Annotated in this window: 12 protein-coding genes; 1 reads left to right on the plus strand and 11 read right to left on the minus strand. The window is 72.6% G+C overall.

From position 1 onward, the window contains the following. Window positions 1-142: 142 nt before the first annotated feature. The 10 genes from ACFXHB_RS35085 to ACFXHB_RS35130 all read right to left on the minus strand — a co-directional run bounded on the left by ACFXHB_RS35085 (window position 143) and on the right by ACFXHB_RS35130 (window position 15,952). A complete protein-coding gene (locus ACFXHB_RS35085) occupies window positions 143-1,666 on the minus strand; it encodes an FAD-dependent oxidoreductase (protein WP_380579387.1) in 1,524 nt (507 codons plus the stop codon). A gap of 346 nt (window positions 1,667-2,012) precedes the next feature. Continuing rightward, entirely contained in the window at window positions 2,013-3,710 is a 1,698-nt protein-coding gene (locus tag ACFXHB_RS35090) for a copper resistance CopC/CopD family protein (protein WP_380579389.1), read from the minus strand. 65 nt (window positions 3,711-3,775) lie between these two features. Next, on the minus strand, window positions 3,776-9,103 hold the full coding sequence (locus ACFXHB_RS35095) for a hypothetical protein (RefSeq protein WP_380579391.1): 5,328 nt from the start codon (window positions 9,101-9,103) through the stop codon (window positions 3,776-3,778). 124 nt (window positions 9,104-9,227) lie between these two features. Beyond that, window positions 9,228-9,824 (minus strand): hypothetical protein, encoded by a 597-nt coding sequence (locus tag ACFXHB_RS35100; protein WP_380579393.1) that lies wholly within the window; start codon window positions 9,822-9,824, stop codon window positions 9,228-9,230. Continuing rightward, window positions 9,821-10,789 carry an ROK family protein gene (locus ACFXHB_RS35105; protein ID WP_380579395.1) on the minus strand — a complete coding sequence of 323 codons (969 nt, stop codon included), beginning with the start codon at window positions 10,787-10,789 and terminating at the stop codon, window positions 9,821-9,823. Before ACFXHB_RS35105 ends, ACFXHB_RS35100 begins: the two co-directional genes overlap by 4 nt. 349 nt (window positions 10,790-11,138) lie before the next feature. After that, entirely contained in the window at window positions 11,139-12,365 is a 1,227-nt protein-coding gene (locus ACFXHB_RS35110; RefSeq protein WP_380579397.1) for a cytochrome P450, read from the minus strand. 215 nt (window positions 12,366-12,580) lie between these two features. Beyond that, window positions 12,581-13,126, minus strand: coding sequence for a YceI family protein (locus ACFXHB_RS35115; protein ID WP_380579399.1), 546 nt, complete (start codon window positions 13,124-13,126; stop codon window positions 12,581-12,583). Window positions 13,127-13,186: 60 nt separating this feature from the next. Then, window positions 13,187-13,621, minus strand: coding sequence for a DUF6069 family protein (locus ACFXHB_RS35120; protein ID WP_380579401.1), 435 nt, complete (start codon window positions 13,619-13,621; stop codon window positions 13,187-13,189). 130 nt (window positions 13,622-13,751) lie between these two features. Continuing rightward, window positions 13,752-15,242 carry an MFS transporter gene (locus ACFXHB_RS35125; protein WP_380579403.1) on the minus strand — a complete coding sequence of 497 codons (1,491 nt, stop codon included), beginning with the start codon at window positions 15,240-15,242 and terminating at the stop codon, window positions 13,752-13,754. A 221-nt stretch (window positions 15,243-15,463) separates the two neighbouring features. Further along, the gene (locus ACFXHB_RS35130) at window positions 15,464-15,952 is read right to left on the minus strand and encodes a MarR family winged helix-turn-helix transcriptional regulator (RefSeq protein WP_380579405.1); all 489 of its coding nucleotides are present in this window, start codon (window positions 15,950-15,952) and stop codon (window positions 15,464-15,466) included. A gap of 313 nt (window positions 15,953-16,265) precedes the next feature. On the opposite strand from ACFXHB_RS35130, the gene ACFXHB_RS35135 reads away from it, so the two are divergent. Then, the gene (locus ACFXHB_RS35135; RefSeq protein ID WP_380579407.1) at window positions 16,266-16,427 is read left to right on the plus strand and encodes a hypothetical protein; all 162 of its coding nucleotides are present in this window, start codon (window positions 16,266-16,268) and stop codon (window positions 16,425-16,427) included. 56 nt (window positions 16,428-16,483) lie between these two features. Here ACFXHB_RS35135 and ACFXHB_RS35140 read toward each other — a convergent pair. Then, the coding region (locus ACFXHB_RS35140; RefSeq protein WP_380579409.1) for a serine hydrolase at window positions 16,484-17,842 on the minus strand (1,359 nt) is incomplete at its 5' end.

The following is a 17,842-nucleotide window of genomic DNA, read 5'->3' on the forward strand; positions in this document are numbered from 1 at the left end:
CGGAACTGCGCGGCGACCGTTCGGGGCCCTTCCGGCACCGAATCGGACCAATAGGACGAGCAGGACCGTCCGGCCGGCCGCCGACACGGCAACGCCCAGGCCGGAGTACCCGGCCTGGGCCTGCGCACACGCCGACCTGCGGTCAGCTGCCGATGCTGCGAGGGTGACGGAAGAAGTTCGACGGGTCGTACCAGAACTTCACCCCGAGGAGATCGGCGTAGTTCTCCCGGTAGTACGCGTCCTTCCAGTTGTCGAGCGTGGTGCTCGGGAAGTTCACGTACGCACCGCTGCTCATCCGGTCCAGGACGGTGCCGCCGTTCCGCGCCCAGCGGGTCGCCGCCGAGATGTTCTCCGGGTCGGGCTTGTCCAGTTCGGTCGCGAAGCCGGTGACGAACAGCGCGTCCCGGTGGACGAAGGCGGTGTCCGCCCGGCCCAGATCGGCCACCGCGCCGCCCAGGCCGATGCAGTGCAGGAAGCGGCGGTGGGTGGGCCGCGGGTCCGAGAGGAAGCCGGTCATCAGGTCGCCGATCTCGCCGGCGGTGAGCTTCCGGTTGACGAACCGGTAGGACTCCGACTGCCACGGCGTCCGGGCCAGCGTGCCGCCGGGGGTCTGCCCCACCCGGTGGCACTGGTCCTGGCTCAGGTTGCCGCAGATGTAGGCGTTCTTCTGGGCCTCGTCGAAGGTGCCCTCCTGGACGACCCGGTACAGCGGCCTGGCGCCGGCCGCCGCCTCGAAGCCGGCCAGGATCGTCTCCAGCTCGGCCTGCGGCCCCTGGTAGCAGCCGGTCAGGACGACGAACGGGGCGTTGCCCTGGCCGGTGTCCGGGATCTGGCCGTAGACGAAGGAGGAACCAAGGCTGCGCGAACCGCTGATCAGCGAGTCCTGCCAGGCCTCGAACAGCACGGCGGCCTTGTCCCACGACCAGACGGTGCTGAAGTAGGTCTGACGCGGGGCGTCGATCGGCCGCACCTCGAAGTCCACCACGACACCGAAGTTGCCGCCGCCACCACCGCGCAGCCCCCAGAAGAGGGCCGGCTCCTCGGTCTCCGAGGTGGTGACGATCCGGCCGTCGGCGAGGACCACCTTCGCCGAGACCATGCGGTCGGAGCCCATGCCGAACTTCCGGGTCTGGAAGCCGACGCCGCCACCGCTGAGGAAGCCGCCCGGGCAGACGGTCGGACAGGTGCCCGCCACGGTCTGCTTGTTGTACGGCGACAGCGCCATCAGGTAGTCGATCGCCTTGGCGCCGGGGCCGACGTGCACCGTGTTGCCGGTCACCACGGCCTGGTTGAGCGAGGAGACGTCGAGGACGACGCCCTCACCGGTCGACCAGCCGGAGAAGTTGTGCCCGCCGCTGCGGGTGCGCATCGGGATGTCGTTGTACTGGGCGAACTCGATCGTCGCCCGCACGTCCTGGGCGTTCTTGGCGTAGACGATGGCCTGCGGGTTGATCGAGTCGTAGGCCGAGATCTGGAGCTGCTTGGCCAGGTCGTAGCCCGGGTCCGAGGGAAGGACGACGTTGCCCGTCAGTCGTCTCCTCAGCCGGCTCCACTCCCTGGTGCTCGCGCCCCACACCGGGCTGGAGGCCGCGCCGACGGTGAGGGCCGAGGCGCCGGCCAGCGCCAGACCGCCGCCGGCGCGGAGCATGGTCCGCCTGCTGATCATGAGTTCCTCCGTGAGAACGGGATGCCGTCGACCGCCTGCGACGCCGCATCGACCGACGATGCCGATATGCCTTCACCCCACGGGACTTGGCGCGCCTCTCGCGGCGCGGTCGCTCCGGTCGGGCGAGTCCCGCTCACCCTAGAAAGCGCGATCATGCCTTGACACCCCTACTCACCCCCTGTGACCGGAATCCCAGTGAGCCCGGGGCATGACCACCCTCCCCGACCGGCAAGGTTCGCAGATAATCGCACCTATGAGCGACACCTAACCCACGGAGAGTGACGCTCTGCGGGCGTCCGGGGCCCGGGGGCGGGCGTTGCCCCCGCCCCCGGGCGCCCCGCGCCGGTCAACCGACGAGCAGCTCGCCCCCCACCGTCTCCTGGTCGATGTCCGACCAGCGCACCGTCAGGCTGACCTTCCAGCGGCCCGCCATCGGCAGGATCAGCGCCCGCGACGCGTAGTCGCCGGGCCCCTGCGGCGTCAGCTCCACCGGCAGCGCGCTGATGCCCGCCCCGGGCAGCTCCAGCGCCACCGACGCCTCGGCCACCTCCCAGGGTGCCCCGCCGGCGGTTCGCAGCGACACCGTCAGCGTGCTCGCGCCGGACCGCGCCCGATCGAGCAGCACCGTAGCCCGATCACCCTGGCGGATCGTCAGCTCCACGGTGCGGACCGAGGGTTGGGCCGCCTCCGGCCGGGCCCCGGGCGGGGTCGCGACCAGCACCGAGGTCAGCGCCAGGACGACGGCGACCAGGGCGATCTCGGTCCCGAGCGACCAGCGCAGCAGCCGGCGGGCGGGTTCGTGGCCCCGGCCGCCGCTCCCCCCTGCCGTCCGCCCGAACCGACGGCGCACCACCGAGCGGGAGGTCGCGCCGAGCCAGAGCAGGACACCCAGCACCGCCAGCTTGAAGACCAGCAGGGTGCCGTACGTCGTGCCGGTCAGGGCCGCCACCGAACCGACCTCCCGCCAGGCCCGGTAGAAGCCGGTCAGCGTCAGCACGAGGACGGAGCCGGCGGCCACCCGGGCGAAGCGCCGCAGGACGGCGCCGGCCTCGTCCGCCGCCACCGGGGCGGTCCGGCGCAGCACGCACAGCAGCAGGAAGACCAGGCCGCCGAGCCACAGCGCCATGGCCGTCAGGTGCAGGGCGTCGGCGACCGGCGCCAGCGGTCCGGGCGCCACGTTGGCGTGGCCGGTCCCCCGCCAGGTCGACGGCAGGCCGGCGACCGGCAGCAGGACGGCCGCGGCGGCCGGCAGCGAGCGCGGCGCGACCCGGTCCGGGCGGCGCAGCAGCCACCGGCCGAGCGCCGCCACCAGCACGAGCAGCACGAGCCGGGCCAGCACGGAGTGCCCGTAGGTGGTCCGCAGGGTGGCGCCGAGCAGGCCGGGATCGACGCTGCCGGCGAGGCCGCCGCCACTCGCGTACGGACCCTGCAGGAGCAGCACCCCGAGGGCCGAGAGCAGGGCGGCCAGCCAGGCGCCGCCGAGGATCCGGCGCACCCGGGGCCGGGCCCGGCCGGCGGGCCAGCACAGCAGGAGGAAACCGGCGCCACCGATCAGCAGCCCGGTCGAGAGGTAGCCGAGCCAGCGGAAGAGTGCGAACACCGCGGCGAGCGCCCCGTCGGTGTCGGTCCGCGCGCCGGCCTCGGGCAGCGGGCCGACGTCCGCGTCGCCGACCGCGAAGGCGAAGGCCCCGTGGATCGGGTGCGAGTCGCCGGAGACCACGCGCCACACCACGGTGTAGGCCCCGGGCCCCAGGCCGGCCGGGACGGGGATGTCGACCTGCTGGGGGATCGCGGGGTCGACCCGCGCCGGTGCCGCGAGGGCGACCGGGCCGTGCCCGCCGACCAGTTGGATCCCCCCGTCGACCGTCGTGACGCTCTCGCTGAACCGCAGGGCGAGTTCGGTCGGTGCGACGGGGAGGCGGGCGCCGTTGCCCGGGGTGGTGGAGACGAGCTGGGCGTGGGCGGCGGCCGGCTGGGCCGGACCGGCCCACACCGCGCCGAGCACGCACACGAGTACCAGCAGGAGGGACCGCCAGCGGGGCACGCCAGGGCGCCCCCCGGGCCCGTGAGGGCTCGGGGGGCGCCGCCGGTCGTGCCGGAGGTTCCCGGTCACAGCACCGCCGGAGAGTTCGGCGCACCGTCGGGCAGGACCCGGAGGATTCCCCACATACCGGCCTGGGCGAACGGAGCGCGCGCGTCGGCGAACAGGTAGTCACCCGTGTAGCCGCCGCGCCCGCCGGCCGGGCCGAGCCTGGCGTCGATGGTCTCGCCGGCCGTGATGGTGCGGGCGGCCATCATCCGCGAGCGCTCGATGCCCGGCTCCAGCGGGAAGGAGTGCCCGCCGACGGTGAACGAGTGCAGTTGGTCGGAGGCCCCGACGCCCACCCGGAACACCACCGGGTCGGAGGAGTTGGCCCGGAAGACGGGCGTGTCCGGATCGCCGTGCTGCCCGGAGCTGAACGCCAGGGCGAACGGCCCGGTGGGGGTCGCCCTGGTGAAGTCGTCCGGGTTGGCGGTCAGCCCGAGCCGCTGGGTCAGCGGCGCGCTGTGGTAGTTCAGGTTGCTGTACCCCTTGTCGAAGGACCCCGGGTTGGTGCCGGTGCCGGGCGGTGCGCCGGGGATCGGCTGCTGCGGCCAGTTGAAGCGGATCGGGCTGTTGAGCCCGTTGCCGGCCACCTGGTCGCCGTACGGCAGGATGCTGCGCGAGAACTGCTGGTCGGTGCTCTGCATGGTCAGCGCGAACTCGCGGAACCGCTGGTTCCCGGGCCCCCGGATGACGGCCTTGGTGCTGGTCGCCGTCGGGCCGAGGGGCGCCCCGGTCTCACTGTCGGACCAGGTGGACCCCTTCGGTTCGACGATCAGCATGCCGTAGCCGCCGTGGCGCAGCGAGGCGGGGCTGGCGAGGTTCTGGAAGAGCGAGGCGCCGAGCTCCTGGTCGGCGTAGAAGGTGTAGGTGATGGACTGGCCGGTACCGATCGTGGTGTCGGGGTTGAGGCCGACCGCGGCGCCCGAGGAGAGCTGCTGGTTGCGCATCAGCTTGCCGAGGTCCAGGCCGGCCCGGGTGCCGCCGAACAGCGAGCCCGGGGTGGTCCGGTTCTTCAGGGTGACGCTGACGCAGTCGCCCTTGTTGACCCGGAGCACCAGCGGTTCGAGTGGCTTCGTCCCGGCCTGGACGGCCGCGACGTCCGAGCTGAGCGCGTAGACGACGCCGTTGGCGTCCTGGAACGGTGCCGTGGGCAGCGCCTGGTTGAAGACCGTCACGTCGTACGCGGTCGTCGGGGCCCGGCGCGGGCACGGGTTGGCCGTCGAGGTGACCACGGCGGTGTCGACCGTGCCGTCCGCCCGGTAGGCGGGGGCCGGGTCGGGCCCCGGTGCGAGCTGGGTGTTGCCGGTGGCCGCGGTCTGGACCGGGAAGCCGGGCTTGGCAGCGGGCCGGCGTCGGTCGGGGAGCGGCCGCAGGTCCGGCTGCAGGGTGTCGTGGACGCGGAAGATGCCCCAGGCCCCGCTCTCCACGGCGAAGGTCCGGGTGCTGTAGTACAGGTAGTCCCCCGGGCTGGCGGACGGGCCGCCGGCGCCGCCGTCGAGCACGTAGTCGAACCGCTCGGAGATGCCGGTGGTGGCGGTGTCCATCAGCTGGCCGCGGGCGTTGAAGCGCTCCATCCGGAACCGGTGGCCCTGGATGCGCAGCGCCTCCGCGCGGTCGTTGACGCCGATCGTGCGGATCACCACCGGGTCGCCCGCGTACGCGCGCAGCAGCGGCGTGCCGGGGTCACCGTACTTGACCGAGGAGAACGCGTACGGGTCGACCGTGCTCACGGTGGCCCGCACGGTGTTGGCGTCGGCCTTGCCCGGGGTGTCGGCGGCGCGGCTGTAGGCGTTGCGACACTGCGAGCCGTTGTACTCCTGCCGTTGGTCGGTCGTCGTCGGGTCGGCCGGGGTCTGGCCCGGCGGGGTCCGTTCGCCGAGGGGCGCCGCTCTCAGGTTGATCGAGCCCTCCTCGCACTCCTGTCCGGCGTTGAAGGGGGCGAGTCCACCGGGTGGTGGTGTGGCGAGTTCGCTTCGGCCGCGTCGTCCGTTGTGCAGGAACAGGGTGAACTCGCGGAAGGAGCCGTACTGTCCGACGCCGACGGAGGAGCCGCCGTAGGTGTTGACGATGTCGGCGATCGGGCCGCTGCGCAGCTCGGCGCCGGTGACCGGGTCCAGGTAGCTGGAGCCCTCGGGCTCGACGATGTGCGCGGCGAACAGCCCGTGGGCCCACGAGCTGATGCCGTTCACGTGGTCGTGCCAGAAGACCGTGCCGACGTCGATGTCGGCGAACCAGCGGTACTGGACGAACTCGACGGTGACCGGTTCGCCCGCCTCGTGGGCCGTCGTCAGGTCGGTGTCGAAGGTGAGCTGGTTGCCGGTGATCGCGGTGATCTTCCGGATCTCGATACTGGCGCGGCCGACGCCGACGCCGATCGTGATGCCCGGGCGCAGCTTGTCCACCGAGGAGACGGTGACCTTGCCCGGCGCGTCCACCGAGGTCAGCGTCCGGCCCTCGCGGGCCGTGCTGAAGACGGACTGCTCGAAGGCGAAGCCGGCGATGACGCCGTCGGAGGCCAGCGGGTCGAACTGCACCAGGTGGGTGTGCATGTTGACCTTGGGCTGGACGGCGGGGTTGAGCTCGCTGCCCAGGGTGACCGCCGAGCAGTCGCCGACGTTGGAGCGGATCACCAGCGGGTCGGCCGGCTTGCTGCGGTCCAGCACGCCGGCCTTGTCCTCGTTGAGGACGAAGAGTTCGCCGTTCTGATCGGTCTCCCGGCCGGTCTGCTGGATCGGGGTGGCGATGGCGGTCACGTTGACGGTCCGCACCGGTGCCCGGTCCGGGCACATCCCGCCGGGGTTCTGCGCGGTACCGGTCTCACCGACGCCAGGGGCACCGGCATGGCCGTTGGGGGCGAAGGGTGGTCGCTGGCCGAGGTGCGGACGCAGCATCGGGTAGGCGGGCCGGCCGGTCCTGGGGTTGAACAGGATCTCCGGCCGCTGTCCGGGGCTGCCGGAGCGGTAGTTCGCCCAGACCGAGGCCGTCTCCGGTTCGCCCAGGTACAGCGGGGCGGCGTCGGTGCCGGCCTTCTGCCAGTCCCAGACCGTCGCGTCGTCCGGGTCCGGGCCCTGGTCGCTCGCCCACCGGGCGCCCTGCGGCGGCAGGTTGGCCTCGACCAGTTGCTCGACCGCGATCTCCTTCCCGGGGTCGGCCAACTGGGCCCGGGGTACCACGCGTTTGCCCTCGACGGTCCGGCCGAGGAGTCCGGCCGACGTGACGGCGGTGGGAGTCGCCTCCCGCCCGGGGAGTGCCGCGAGGTCGGGTTGGGCGGTGTCGAAGACCCGCCAGAGCCCCCACATGCCGGTGATGTAGTGCTGGGCGATGTGGCAGTGGTAGAGGAAGTCACCGGCCGCCTGCTGGCAGCCGCCGGCGCCACAGTCGTGGTCCAGGGTGAAGGCCTCGGTCGGGCTGATGGTCTGCGAGTCCAGCGAGACGGACTTCTGGTCCACCAGCGGGGTCTTGGACAGCCCCGCGTTCATCGGGCTGTCCTCGATGCCGGGGTCGAGCCGCCACCGGGTGCCGCCACCGTGCACGTGGTGGACGTGCAACTGCTCGATGCCGGCGTCGACGATCCGGGTCTTGGTCGGCTCACCCAGGTAGGACCGGGGCATCGGGGTGGCCGGGTCGCCGTACGTGTAGGAGCTGTACGCCAGGGACTTGTTGGCCTGCTGGGTGGCGGCGCCGCGGGCGGCCTCCAACTGGAGGCGGCGGAAGAACGGCTCGGCGCGGTAGTTGATCGCCCGGCTGGCCGGCCGGTACACGTTGGTGCCACCGCCGCCCTCGTTGGGGATGCTCGGCGTGGGCGGCCGGGCGTCGATCATCGGCACGGTGCGGCCGTACTGGACCTGGTCGCCGACGGGCTTGCCGGGATCGTTGCCGATCGGGATGCCCTCGTCGTTCTCCCGGAGCGGCCGGCGCATGGTGAAGTTCTCGTCGCCCATCTCGTGGTAGAGGAGCGTGAACTCGCGGAAGGCCGGGTTGCCGGGCGACGAGACCATCGCCTCCCAGTTGCTCCAGGTGGTGTCGTCGGTGCGGTCCGCGCCGGTCACCGGGTCGTACCAGCGGGCGCGCGGGCTCTCGGCTATCAGCGTGCCGAACAGTCCGTGCGCGGTGAGCTGGGTGGACTCGCCGCCGCTGCGCATCACCTTGGCGCCCTCCCCGCTCAGCGGGTCGAGGTAGTAGCGGTACTGCCGGGTCTCGCCCGGCAGGGCCAGGGCGGTGGTCGGGTTGTTGCCGACCGGCTGTCCGCCGTCGCCGGCGGCCGCGTCGTAGGCCACGCCGGCCACGTCGACCGAGACCGGCGGTACCCCGCCGGGCTGGGTGACGACCGGGAAGCCGGAGCCGCTGCGGGGCGCGTTGACCAGCTTGTTGGTGAGGTTGACGACGACGCACTCGCCCAGCCGGGCGCGGATCACCAGCGGCTGGATCGCGTCCTGCCCGAGGCCGACGGTGACCTTGGCGGCGGCCGGGTCGTCCTTCTTCATCGCGGAGGCCGCGCGCAGCGCCGCCTCCTGGGCACGGACCGCGCCCTCCTTCTCCGCGAGCACGTACATGTAGCCGTACGGGTCGTGGTCGCCGAACCGGTCGACGACGATGTCCACGTCGATGGCGTTGACGTTGAACACCCGCTGCGGTGCGGTGGCGCAGCTGCGGGCGCCGGCCAGCAGCGGGTCCACGGCGGGCTGCGCGAGCACTCCGGTGGGGGCGAGCAGCGCGCCGGTGACCGCGCCGACCAGGAGCAGCCGGAGCCGGCGGGCCGCGCCGCCGGGGTGGCGCAGCCGGGCGCGGGCGGCGCGCCACAGGCGCGTCGGGGACGCCTCGACCAGCAGGGTGCCGGCCATGGTGAGGACCATGACGGCGACGCCGACCTGCAGCGCCTGGTCGATGCCGTAGGCGAGCAGTCCGGCCGGGTCGGTGGCGGAGAGCCCGGCGGCGCCGTGGTGGTGGGCCCGGTCGGCGCCCAGCACGGTACGGGCACCGGCCTGCACGACGGCGAGCGGGACGTCCAGGACGGTCAGCACGACGACGGTGACGCAGGCCTGGACGACGGCGTCCCAGCCGCCGGTGGCACCGCGCCGGACGCGCCAGCCGAAGGTGTCGGCCCAGCGGACCGCGAAGCCCGTGGCGGGCAGCATCAGCAGCAGGTCGACCAGGACGAAGCGCAGGTGGCCGCGGAGCGGGCCGTCGACGCCGAACAGCACCCAGTGCTGCCAGACGGTCGTGCCCGCCGCGAGCAGCACGGCGAGCAGGAGGCGGGATCGGTGGGCCGCGAAGGAGTCGGTCTCTCTCGACGGGTCCGTTGACCCGCCGGGGGCCGGCCCGTGGACGGGGTCGGCGGATGGCTCGGGCATGACAGGTGCTCCTTGGACATGGCCGCGCTGCCGCGCCGCGGCAGTCGGCCCTGGTGGAAACGACGACGGCCGGTCGGACCGTCGGAGCCCCGACGGCCGGACCGGCCGTCGGGGCGACACCTGCCTAGGAACCGTGCTCGTGTTCCGGTGCCGAGTCCGGCAGTTGGACGATCAGGCGCCGCTGCTTGCCGTCGCGGTTCCAGAGCAGGTACAGCGGTGGGGCCCCCGGGTCGGGGGCCTTGAGGTCGAAGTAGAGGGTGCCGCGGACCGCGCTGCCGGGGCCGAGCCGGGGCATCGGGCCGAAGGTGTCGGAGTGCGGGGTCAGCGCCACGTCCACGCCGCCACCCGTCAGCGTGAACTCCCGGCCCAGGTCCAGTAGTCGGGCCTCGGCACCGCGGTCGGCGACGGTCAGCGTGATGCCCAGGCGCATGGTGCCGTCCTCCGGTGCCCCCGGCATCATCTGGGCCGGCATCTGGTAGCCGCCGCCCTGCGGGCCGTCCATGGTGTGGGCGTCCATCGCGGCCCAGCGGGCGTCACCGGCGGTGACGTCGAGGCCGCCCAGCGCGGCGCTGACGGCCGGTCGCCCGGCCGCCTGCGCCTTCCGGTACTGCCACAGGGCGGTGCCGCCGACGACCACCGTCAGGCCGAGCAGGATCACGGCGAACCGCAGCAGCCACCCCGTCCGGCCGTCCCCGCCGGGGCGCGGGCCGCGCCGCCTCACGCCTGCCCCTCGGCCCCGCGCGGCGGTCCGCCGACCGCCGCGCGGGCGAGCAGGACCGCACCGCGCAGCGAGGAGAGCCCGCCGAGCGCCGCGGGCCGGACCGGCACCGCGGCCTGTCCGGGGCGGGCGAGGAGCGCCGCCTCCTCGCCGACCGCCGCGGCGAACCCGGGCAGCCCGTCGGCGAAGCCGCCGCCGATCACCACCGCCTCGGGGTGGGCGAGTTCGCACAGTCCCGTGACCGCGGCCGCCAGGGCCGCGCAGCCCTCCCGGACGGTGTCGACGGCCCAGGCCTCCTTCGCCGACCAGCCCTGCCGGAGGGCGTCGTACGCCACCGGCTCCACCGGGCCGCTCGCCCGGCCCGTCCGGGTCCGTCCGGCGCGGGCGAGCGCGGCCCGGCGAAGGATGGCGGGCCCGGAGGCGACGGCCTGCACGCAGCCTCGACGACCGCAGTCGCAGCGCGGCCCGGAGCGGTCGATCACCAGGTGTCCGGCCTCGCAGGAGCCGCGCTCCGGGCCGGGGAACGGCCGGCCGTCGGCGACGACGCCGCCGCCGATCCCGGTGCCCACGCCGAGGTAGACGACGTTCCGGCAGCCCATCGCGTCGGCCTCGGCGACCGCGGCGAGGTCCCCGTCGTCGGCGCAGCGCACCTCGGCACCGGGGACGCTCCCGGCGAGCGCGGCCCGCACGTCCAGGCCGGTCCAGGAGGGCCGGTTGGGCCAGGAGAGCACCCGGCCGCCGGCGTCCAGCGTGGCCGGCATCGCGACGCCGACGGCCTGCGGGGTGCGGCCCCACCGGCCGAGCAGCCGAGCCACGTGGTCCGCCAGGGCGGCCAGGTCGGCGGCGGGGTCGCCCGGTTCCGGCCAGCGGAAGGAGGCTTCGAGAGCTGGCACCCTGTCGGCCTCGGCTCGGAGTGCGACCTTGGTGCCGCCCACATCGATGCCCAGATAGCTGATCGCAGGGGTCATGTGTTCACGCTTTCATGATCCCGGGAACCGCCCGGGAACCGCCTGGTAACCGGCCGCCCACCGCCCGGCCACCGCCCCCGGCGGGCTCCGTCCGGGTCGGGCCGGACCGCCTCGCCGGGGCCTGGGCCGGACCGGCAACGGCCGAGCCCCCGCCGGAGTACGGCGGGGGCTCGGCGGCCGGAAGCGGACGGCCGTCGCCACGCGGACCCGGCGCAGTACGGGTCCGGCGCGGAGCTCGCTCGGAGCCGGACGGGCCCGGAGCGGAAGAGGCCGGAACCGGACGGACCCGGAACGGAGTGGACCCGGAGCGGAGTGGGCTCGGGGCGGAGGGCCCCGGAGCCGGGTGGGCTCAGAACAGGACGGGCAACTCGCGCGGGCCCGACCAGACGCTGGCGGTGTCCCACGGCACGTCGTCCACCGTGCCGTCCAGCCGGAGCGCGGGGAAGCGCTTCAGCAGTGAGGTGATCGCGATCTGCAGCTCCAGCCGGGCGAGGTTGGCCCCGACGCAGTGGTGCGGGCCGTGGCCGAAGGAGAGGTGCGGATTCTTCGCACGGTGGAAGTCCATCACCTCGGCGTCCTCGAACACCTCCGCGTCCCGGTTGGCGGCCATCGTCGAGGGCAGCACGGCGTCGCCCGCCTTGACGAGCACGCCTCCGAGCTCGACGTCCTCGGTGGCGATGCGGGTCATGCCCTCGCCCACCGCCGGCGGGACGAACCGCAGCATCTCCTCGATCGCCTGCGGCACGAGGCCGAGGTCGGCCTGCAGCTCGGCGAGCTTGGCCGGGTCCGCCAGCAGCGCGTAGGTCAGGCTGCCGAGGTGGTGGCTGGTCACCTCGTAGCCCGCCATGAGCACGGCGGCGCCGAGGCCGATCATCTCCTGCTCGGTCAGCCGGTCGTTCTCGTCCCGGGCCTGCACCAGGATGCTGAGCAGGTCCTCGGCGGGCTGCTCGCGGCGCTGCGCGATCAGGCCGGCGAGGTAGGTCATGAGGTCGATGTTGGACTGCTGGACGACCTCCGGCGGGGTCTCCATCGAGAAGATGGCACCGACCCAGGCGCCGAACTTCTCCCGGTCCTCGTACGGGACGCCGAGGAGTTCGGTGATGACGATCAGCGAGACCGGCAGCGCGAAGGAGTGGACCAGGTCGGCCTTGCCGGGGCCCTTGGCGATGGCGTCGAGCAGCTCGTCGGTGATCTCCTGGATGCGCGGGCGCAGCACCTCGACCCGGCGCATGGTGAAGGCCTGGTTCAGGACGCGCCGCAGCCGGGTGTGGTGCGGCGGGTCCAGCGCCATGATGGTGTCCGGCGGCGGCATGAACGGCACCAGCCGGGGCGTGTTCTCCGCTATCGACGCCGCGCGGCTGAAGCGCGGGTCGGCCATCACGGTCTTGACGTCCTCGTAGCGGGTGGCCAGCCAGGCCTGACCACCGAACGGCGGCTGCACCCTGGCCAGGCCCTCGCCGGTCCGGGCCGCGGCGTAGGAGGGCGACAGGTGCAGGCGGCCGGGGTCGCCGAACGGATAGGCGAGAGCCTCACCTTGATGGTTGAACGGGCATTTCGCTTCGACTTGCTCGGTCACCGGACGGCCTCTCGTGTGTTCCGTGTTGCCAGCTGTCCGACCCTCGCAGATTCGCTCCCATCACCCAGTAATCGACCACCCATTCGCCGGACGGGGAACGGCTGCCGGAAACGACCGGGAACGGCGAACCGCCGCCCGCCGGTGTTCCGGCGAGCGGCGGGCTATCGGGTACGGGTGGTCGGGGGCGCCCACCCGTACCCGAGATCCGGGGTGGCTCAGGCTTCCTTGACCGCCTCGACCTCCAGCGAGATCGTCACCTTGTCGCCCACCATGGCCCCGGCCGCACCGCCGTGCACGCCGAATTCCTTGCGGCTGATCTCGGTGACCGCGGAGAAGCCGGCCAGCTGGGCGCCCTGGTAGCCCTCGCCGAAGCCGTTGGGCTCCAGCTCCAGCACCACGTCCTGGGTGGCGCCGCGCAGGGTCAGGCGGCCCTCCACCAGGTAGCCGTCGCCCTTGGCGAGGACCTGGGTGGAGGCGAAGGTCAGCTCCGGGTGGTTGGCGACGTCGAGGAAGTCCTCGCCCTTCACGTGGGCGTCGCGCTGCTCGTTGCCGGTGCTGAAGGAGACCGCCTGGACGGTGACGGAGACCGAGGATTCCAGCGGGTTCTCCGCCGTCACGATCCGGCCCTCGAAGCTCTCGAAACGGCCGCGGACCTTGGCCACACCGAGGTGGCGGACGCTGAAACCGATCTCGGAGTGGGTCGGGTCGATCGCCCAGGTGCCGGTCGAGAATCCGGACACGGGCTCGGTGTTTGCACTCACGGTAATTCCTCTCGCGATGGGACGGAACCGGAACTCGACGGGCGGTGCGGCCGCCGGGCCCTACCGTCCCTTGGTCACGCTGCCGCGCATCAGCGGGATCAGTACGGCGCCGAGGGCGACGTGCATGAGGGCCAGCATGGTCTTGGCCCCCGACGAGGTGTCGGCGGAGAGCGGCATGCCGAGGGAGAGCAGCAGCACCACGACGGAGAGGATGGTCCAGCCGGTCGCGGGCTTGGCGGTGAAACGCTCGAACAGGGCCAGCGCGGCCCACCCGAGCAGCGCGAAGACCAGCGCGAAGCCGATCACGAAGCCGGCGTTGACGTGCATCGGGTCCTTGCCGCCGCCCTGCTCGACCGTCAGGTCGACGTCGAGCACCCGGGCCACGACCCAGATCAGGGTGGCGGCCAGCACCCCGCCGCCGACCGCGATCAGCCGGGTGCGCCGGGCGCTGCCACTGGTGGTGCCGGACTGGGCCACGTGAAGCTCGGTGGTCATGACAGATCTCCCTTGACGAGTGGTGAGGACGGCCCCGGCGGCTGCTCGCAGCGCGGCCCGCCGGGGCCGTGATCGTTCGTTGTTCGGTGGCCGCGGATCCTCGCGGCCACGGGCGGGCCCGCGGGCCGGCTCAGGCCCGGCCGGCCTCGGCGCCGGCGGGGGCCGGCTGCGCCTCCGTCGGAGGTTCGCCGCCGCCCGGGTGCGGCATCGGCGGCAGCGGCTTCAGCATCGCGAATCCGATCACCAGGCCCACCACCACGACGGCGGCCGCGAGCCCGAAGGCCAGGTGGTAGCCGTCGTTCAGAGCGGTCAGCACCGGCTTGCCGTCGGCGAGTTCGCTCTTGGTGTGGGCGGCGGCGACCGCGGTCATCACGGCGATGCCGAGCGAGTCGCCGACCATGCCGGAGGTGCCGACCAGACCCGAGGCCAGTCCGATGTCGCGGGGCGAACTCACCGCCATGGCCAGCGTCATCACGGCGGGCAGGGCCAGGCCGGTGCCCACGCCCAGGAGCAGCGCGGTCGGCAGCACGTCCACCACGTAGGTGGCGTCGACCGGCCCCCGGACGGCCAGCAGCAGCGAGGCCGCGACCACCACGAGGCTGACCAGCAGGACGTTCTTCGGCCCGAAGCGCATGTTGAACCGGGCGGAGAAGCCGAGCGAGACAGCCGCCGCGGACAGGGCGATCGGCAGGAACGCGAAGCCGGTCGTGGCCGCCGAGTAGCCCAGGACCTGCTGCATGTACAGCGCGATCAGGATGTTGCCGGAGATCATGCCGGCCACCAGGAACAGGTGGACGAGGTTGGCCCCGGAGAGGTTCCGCGAGCGGAAGACGTCCAGGCGCATCAGCGGGTTGGCGGCCGTGGCCTGGCGGGCGACGAATCCTCCGAGCAGGGCCAGCGAGGCCAGCCCGTAGCCGATGGTGTGTCCGGAACCCCAGCCCTCGTCACCGACGGTGGCGATGGTGTAGACGCCGAGCATCATGCCCACGGTGACCAGGACGGCACCCAGGATGTCGGCCCCGTCGCCGAAACCGGCCCCGCGGTCGTTCGGCACGAGCCGGAAGACCAGCACGGCCGCGACGATGCCGATCGGGAGGTTGAGGAAGAACACCCAGTGCCAGCTGATGCCCGAGGTGAGCGCGCCGCCGGCGACGATGCCGACCGAGGCGCCGGCGGCCTGGACGAACCCGAGACCGCCCATCGCCTTGCCGGACTCACGCGGGTCCCGGAAGAGCGAGAAGACGATGCCCATGGCCACCGCGAAGCCCATCGCGGCGCCGGCGCCCTGCACGAAACGTGCGGCGATCAGCATGTCCTGATTGCGCGACAGCCCGCAGAAGAGCGAGGCGACCAGGAACACCGTCATCCCGGTGAGGAACATCCGCTTCTTGCCGAAAAGGTCCCCGAGCCGGCCCGAGAGCAGCAGGAAGCCGCCGAAGCCGAGCGTGTAGGCCGTGGTGACCCAGGCGATCCGCGGCTGCGAGAAGCCGAGGTCCTCCTGGATGGACCGTAGTGCCACGGTCACGATGCTGATGTCGAGCACCATCATCAGCTGCATGGATACAACGGCCGCGAACGCCAACCAGGGCGAGCGGACGGTGGGTTGAGCAGGCGCAGTCATCGTTTGCCCCCTTGGTCGCGATCTGCGGTTGAGACCGTACCACATCGTTCAGATCAGAATGATTAAGTTCGGATTCATTTTGCTCTGAACAGTTGGGGCGCAGGACGGATGCCCGGCAGGGCCGCTTCCGAAACGAGGCGCGACGACATCAGCGCCGGACTATCATGCCCATGACAATCAACTCCCGATGGGTACACCGGCCCCCGCGGGTGTACCACCGATCAGGAAGAACGCACCGAGCGCCGCCGCGGCGGCTGCTCGCACGAGACGAGCGTGGAGAGCCGACCCTCCATGAGGTGGGTCAACCCCGCCACGAACGCGTGCCGCAGCTCCTCGGGGAGCGACCCGAGCACCTCCTGGTTGATCCGGGCCACTATCTCGGCCGCCTTGGCCACGACCTCGCGGCCCTTGTCGGTCACCTCGATGACCCTGGCCCGGCGGTCGACACTGGAGGGCCGGCGCTCGGCGAGCCCGTCCTTCTCCAGCTTGTCCATGACCACGACCATCGTGGTCTTGTCCAGCCCGGCGGCCTCGGCGATCTGACTCTGGGACATGTCGCCGGCGAGCGCCTTGTAGAGCACGCAATGGGATCTCGGCGTCACGTCGAGCTCGGCGAGCGCCGCGGTCAGCTCGGTCGCCAGCGCGTGGCTGGACCAGGACAACAGCAGCATGAGGTCGGGTTCGAGTGCGGTCGGCTTGGAGACGTCCATCGAGTGATGATACCTCCTGAGTACATCCGTCCCAGATAATTCCGGTCGGAATCATTCTCCTCCGAATTCCCCCCACGACAAGCCCCCGGCACGCACCCCCGGCCACACCGCCCGGCCGACCGGGACGACCTCGCACCTACGCCACGGCCCACCTGCGACAGGGCGCGGCAAGGCCACCACCCACCGGGGCGAGGCGGACACGAGGAAGCCGGCCACAGGGCCGGCAGATGGTGTAAATCCCTGCGGGGCCCCGGGAGCCGCAACGGCCCCGGGGCCCCTCGGCGCGTCCACCGACACAACAAGAAGAGGTGTGGTGACCACGGCGACGATCCGACCGCATACCCCCGACTCCCTCGACGACGACCACCCCGCCCACACCATGGGCCGCGCCGCCAAGCTGACCGGCACCACCCCCGACTTCCCGCGCTCCGCCCGAGCACGGCAACCAGATTACGAGTACGGATACACGGCCTGACCAGCAGCGACCAGTTACCGAACGGCACACCTCCAAGATCCCCGACAGAATAAAGCTCAGAGGATGTCGGCCACCACCTTGATCAGGTCGCCGGCCCTACTGCTGTTCGTCAGGACGACCAGGCCGCTGCCCCGCTGGACCAGGGACACGGTCAGCGCGTGATAGCCGGTCGGCTCGCCGCCGTGGCCGTACTGAACGTCGGACCCAAGCGTGTCGACGACCGTGCCCAAGCCGTAGAAGGATCCCTCGTGCGGCATCAGCAGTTCCCTGGCCGACGTCTGGCCGAGCAGGGCCAGCGGGCGGCCCAGGTAGGACCGGCGGACCTCCAGCGCCAGCTTGGCAAGATCCACGGCGGTGGTCCACAGGCCGGCCGCCGCCGCGTCCGCCCGGACCAGCCAGCCGCCCTCCAGCGGGCTGCCCAGCCGGTCGTGACCCCGGGCGACCTGCAGGCCCGAGGTCTCCGGAAAGGACTGGTCGAAGCTCGTGCCGGTCATCCCCAGCGGCGCGAACAGCAGGGAGTGCATCAGCTCCGCGAAGGCCCGGCCGGTCGCGTCGACCACGACCTGCTGGAGGACCGAGAAGTGCACGTTGGCCTTGCGGAACACCTCCCCCGGCACGAGGTCGGGACGCGCCGGCGGCACCCCGTCGGGCGTCCGGCCGTTGAGCAGGTCGACCAGTCCGGGGAGCGGCTCGCCCCGACGGTAGCCCTTGCCCGGCGTCGGCATCAGCCCGGACCGGTGTCCCAGCAGCTGACGGGTGGTGATCCGCGGCGGCTGGCCGCCGTCGGCGCCCGGCACCCGCCAGCCATTGAGGTACGTGTTGACGTCCTCGTCGAGGTCGATCACGCCGTCCTGGGCCAACCGCAGCACCCCGAGCGCTGTGACGTGCTTGCTCACCGAGCCGACCTGGAAGAGCGTCTCCGGGGTGACCGGCTCGGCCCCGCCGGCGATCAGCGTGCCCAGCGTCTCCATGGCGACCAGTTCGCCACCTTCGATGACGGCGACGCTCACGCCGGGGACACGGGCCGTGTCGACGGTGTCGAGCAGGGAGCGCAGCGCCGAGCGGGAGCTGGCGGGCGAGTCACCCGACGGAGCGGACCGCGGGACGGACCCGTGGGAGGGGCCGGCGGGTTGCTCGGCGACCAGGACGGAGTCCAGCTCCGCCGCCAACTCACCCAGCGTGGCGTGCTGGTAGACCATCATCAGGGACAGCGGGAGATCCGCCTGACGCGCGGCCGAGACCACCTTGATGATCAGGATCGAGTGGCCGCCGAGCTCGAAGAAGCTGTCCGTCGCCCCGATCCGCTCCACGCCCAGGACATCGGTCCAGATCTCGGCGAGCCGTTGTTCGGTCGCTGTCGATGGTGCGATGTACTTCCGGGTCGTGTCGGGTTGGTTCCGGTCGGGTGTGGGGAG

The organism is Kitasatospora sp. NPDC059327 (assembly GCF_042752535.1).
In the GTDB taxonomy this organism is placed as follows: domain Bacteria; phylum Actinomycetota; class Actinomycetes; order Streptomycetales; family Streptomycetaceae; genus Kitasatospora.